This window comes from Castellaniella sp. (assembly GCF_034007085.1).
Classification (GTDB): domain Bacteria; phylum Pseudomonadota; class Gammaproteobacteria; order Burkholderiales; family Burkholderiaceae_B; genus Castellaniella.
Genome location: NZ_JAVERO010000158.1, coordinates 1 through 4,129, shown reverse-complemented (window position 1 = coordinate 4,129; position 4,129 = coordinate 1). Strand labels below are relative to the sequence as shown.

The 4,129-nt window shown below is 66.2% G+C and carries 5 protein-coding genes; 3 read left to right on the top strand and 2 right to left on the bottom strand.

The annotated features are described in order from the left end of the window. The 3 genes from RBR29_RS10840 to RBR29_RS10830 form a co-directional block, all read left to right on the top strand. The coding region (locus RBR29_RS10840; RefSeq protein ID WP_320349223.1) for a leucyl aminopeptidase at positions 1-1,471 on the top strand (1,471 nt) is incomplete at its 5' end. A gap of 19 nt (positions 1,472-1,490) precedes the next feature. Further along, a complete protein-coding gene (locus tag RBR29_RS10835; RefSeq protein WP_320349222.1) occupies positions 1,491-1,952 on the top strand; it encodes a DNA polymerase III subunit chi in 462 nt (153 codons plus the stop codon). A gap of 152 nt (positions 1,953-2,104) precedes the next feature. Then, on the top strand, positions 2,105-2,806 hold the full coding sequence (locus RBR29_RS10830) for a Bax inhibitor-1/YccA family protein (RefSeq protein WP_320349221.1): 702 nt from the start codon (positions 2,105-2,107) through the stop codon (positions 2,804-2,806). Positions 2,807-2,901: 95 nt separating this feature from the next. Here RBR29_RS10830 and rarD read toward each other — a convergent pair whose 3' ends face one another. Beyond that, entirely contained in the window at positions 2,902-3,807 is a 906-nt protein-coding gene (gene rarD, locus RBR29_RS10825) for an EamA family transporter RarD (protein ID WP_320349219.1), read from the bottom strand. Between the two features lie 13 nt (positions 3,808-3,820). Then, on the bottom strand, positions 3,821-4,129 hold a 309-nt coding region (locus tag RBR29_RS10820; protein WP_320349217.1), incomplete at its 5' end, for a DNA repair protein RecO C-terminal domain-containing protein.

Sequence of the window (4,129 nt, the reverse complement as noted above, 5' to 3'; positions counted from 1 at the left end):
ATCCCTGCACACCCTGAAAACCCAGGCCCTGGCCGTAGGGGTGTTCCAGGACGGCGTCCTGAGCCCCGCAGCCGACACCCTGGACCAGGCGTCCAACGGCGCGATCCGGACCGTCATCAAGGCGGAATTCGATGCCGCCCCCGGCACCATCCTGACGCTGCACGCGCCTGCGGGCATCGCTGCGGAACGCGTCATTTTACTCGGCCTGGGCGCTCAGGACCGCCTCTCGGCAGCCACGCTGGCGCGTGCCCATGAAACCCTGGCGGCCTACTGCGTGCGCGCCGGGCTGGGCCACGTGGTCTCCACCCTGTGCGCCCTGCCCTGCAAGGACGCCGACATCACCGATTGCGCCCGCACGGCCGCCCGGCTGGTCAGCGCGGCCACCTACCACTACGACACCACGCTCAGCAAACCCAAGCCCGCCGCCAAGCTGCGCGCCTTCGTCCTGCACCTGAACCGGGCCCAGGCCGCACGGGCCCGCACGGGCCTGGACCAGGGGGCCGCCATCGGCGCAGGCATGAACCTGACCCGTCTGCTGGGCGACCTGCCCCCCAATATCTGCACGCCCACCTACCTGGGCAAGACGGCCCGCAGCCTGGCCAAACAATTCAAGACCCTCAAGGCCGAGGTCCTGGACCAGAAAAAAATCGAGGCCCTGAAAATGGGCTCGTTCCTGTCGGTCGCCCGCGGCTCGGCCGAACCGCCCGCTTTCATCGTCCTGCGCCATACACCGGCCGGGGCCGCTGCCCGCAAGGCGGCCCCCATCGTGCTGGTGGGCAAAGGCATCACCTTCGACGCCGGTGGCATTTCCCTCAAACCCGGCCCTGGCATGGATGAAATGAAGTTCGACATGTGCGGCGCCGCCAGCGTGCTGGGCACGATGCGCGCCGTGGCCGAACTGAATCTGCCCCGCGAAATCATCGGCATCATCCCCAGCTGCGAAAACCTGCCCAGCGGCACCGCCAACAAACCCGGGGACATCGTCACCAGCATGTCGGGCCGGACCATCGAAATCCTCAACACCGATGCCGAAGGCCGCCTGATCCTGTGCGACGCGCTGACCTACGCCGAACGCTTCAAGCCTGCCGCCGTGATCGACATTGCCACCTTGACCGGCGCCTGCGTCATCGCCCTGGGCCACGTCAACAGCGGCCTGTTCACCCAGGATGAAACCCTGGCGACCGATCTGCTTGCCGCTGGCCGCCAGGCACTGGACCCGGCCTGGCGTCTGCCCCTGGAAGACGCCTACCAGGACCAGCTGAAATCCAATTTCGCCGACATGGCCAATATCGGCGGGCGGCCCGCCGGGTCGGTCACGGCCGCCTGCTTCCTGTCGCGCTTCACCGGCAAATACCCCTGGGCGCACCTGGATGTCGCCGGCACGGCCTGGCTCGAAGGCAAACAGAAAGGCGCCACCGGCCGCCCCGTGCCCTTGCTGATGAACTATCTGCTGGGACAATGCCAGGCATGAGCCAGCCGGAAACCGCGCAATGAGCCGAGTGGATTTCGCCTACGGCGCGGTCCACCGGCTGCGCATGGCTTGCGGCACGGCGGCGCGCCACGTCGCCGCAGGCCGCAGGCTGCTGGTGTACTGCACCGACGAACGCCGCCTGCAGCGCTTCGATGCGCTGCTCTGGGAATTCGACCCGACCAGCTTCATCCCGCACGCCCTAGCCGACGATCCCCTGGCGGATCAAGCTGATGTGATCCTGGTGCCAGACGCAGCCAGTCTGGACCGCATACCGTCCCTGCACTGGCTGCTCAATCTGGATCTGGACTGCCCCCCCGGAGCCGAACGCTTCGAACGCATCCTGGAAATCGTCTCCGGCCACGAGGCCGATATCCAGGCCGCCCGCAGGCGCTGGACCCAGTACCAGCAGGCCGGCCATGACGTGCGCGGCCATCGCCTGCCCGCCGATCATCCCGCCGCAGGGAACCATCGCCGCACCTGAATGTCCAAAGGCTTGAACCGCCCTGTCGTGGCCCTCACCGCCATGACGCCAGCCGATGCTGTTTTGCATGGACTTCGTGATTCAGCTTGTTGTAAGATTCAAGTGATTCTGGCCGGTGCATGCATCGGCCCCACGTACTACAGGAAACCGCCATGTCCGACTTCCGCCATACACTGCCCGACACCGGCGCCTATGCCGCGCCGGCAGCCGTCCGCAACCGCGTCCTGCGCAACACCTACTGGCTGCTTGCGCTGTCGCTGATTCCCACGGTCCTGGGGGCCGCCGTCGGCCTGGCCTTCGGCATGAACCAGGCCATGGCCACCAGCCCCGGCGTCAGCACGATCATCTTCCTGGTCGGCGCCATCGGCCTGATGTTCGCGATCGAACGCAACAAGAATTCCTCGCTGGGCGTCGCCCTGCTGCTGGGCTTCACGTTCTTCATGGGCATCATGCTGTCGCGGCTGCTGGGCCACGTTCTGGGCCTGGGCAACGGCGCCCAGCTGATCATGCTGGCCTTTGGCGGCACGGCGGCGGTCTTCGGCGTCATGGCCACCGTCGCCACCACGACCAAGCGCGATTTCACCCACCTGCAGAAATTCCTGTTCGTGGGCGTGGTGCTGCTGCTGATCGCCATGCTGGCCAATATCTTCCTGCAGATCCCGGCGCTGATGCTGACGCTGTCGGTACTGGCCATCGGCATCTTCTCGGCCTTCCTGCTGGTCGATCTGCAACGCATCGTCCAGGGCGGCGAAACCAACTACGTGTCCGCCACCCTAGCGGTCTACCTGGACCTGTACAACATCTTCTCCAACCTGCTGATGCTGCTGGGCATCTTTGGCGGGGATCGCGACTGATCGCCGGGATCCAGGTCAAAAACGGCGGGCAGCGGCCCGCCGTTTTTTGTTTCACGATGGCTCCAGTACCGTACATTGGCCATGCCAGCGCGAAATCAATCACTGCGCCTGCCACCCGTTGACACTGCCCTCCCCCTCAGGTTCCGCGCCCCTTCCGCCGCCACCAGCCCCACCGCGATCCAGATCGGGATGTAGGTCAGCCACTGCGCCGGCGTGACCGGTTCGCCCATCAGCAGGAACGCCACCCAGAACAGCAGCATGGGTTCCACATAGCTCAGCAGCCCGAACAGGGTCAGGGGCAGGATCCGGCTGGCGGCCAGATACATGGCCAGCGATACCGCACTCAGCAGGCCCAGCACAGGCACTTGCAGAATCAGGCGCGGATGCTGCGCGAACAGGCGCACGACGTCAGCCCCCTGGGACTGCAACACCAGGACGGCCGCCGGCAGCAGGAAGAACATGTCGAACCACAAGCTGGTCAGCGCATCGACCCGCAAACGGCGGCGCAACATGAAATACGGCGGGTAGCCCAGGGCCACCAGCAGCGTGGTCCAGGACACGGCACCCAGCCGCCACCACTCATGCCCGACCCCCAGCGCGGCAAACGCCACCGCCCAGGTCTGCCAGGCACTGAGCCGCTCGCGGTAGAACAGCCGCCCGACCAGCACCATCACCAGCGGCAGCAGGAAATAGCCCATGGACACGTTCAGTGCGTGGCCGTGCAGCGGCGCCCACACGAACAGCCACAGCTGCACCCCCAGCAGCAGCGAGCATGCAATCATGGCCGCCAGAAAGCGGCCCCGCGAAAAATCCCGCGCCGTCTGGCGCACGGCCCCCCAGCCACGGGCACGCTGCACCACCAGCGCCAGCATCGGCAGCCCCATCAGGATCCGCCAGGCAAACACGATATCGCCATCAAAAGGCTGCATCAGCGTCGCGTAATAGTACATGGTGGCGAACAACGCCGAAGACGCCACCGACAGCAGGATGCCCTTTTTCACTGTGTCATCGCACTCAGTAGCGCTGCAGGTCCATCAGCACCTGGCGCGTGCGCAGGGGTGCGTCCAGCAGCTGATCCAGGCGTGCCCGCAGCGCCTGGCGCAGCAGCGGTTCGGCACCCGCCTGGTCGAAATCGGGCATCGGTGCATCCAGGCCGTAGCCGGCCTGATCCAGCAGCCGCCATTCAAAGCGGCGCAGCACGGCGGCATGGGGACGGCCGCGCATCTCGGCCAGCACGTCCAGTGCGTTCTCGTAGGCATCGAACACCCCTGGATGCGGATCCTCGCGCGCCAGCAGGCGCAGGATCAGCTCGTTCATGTACCA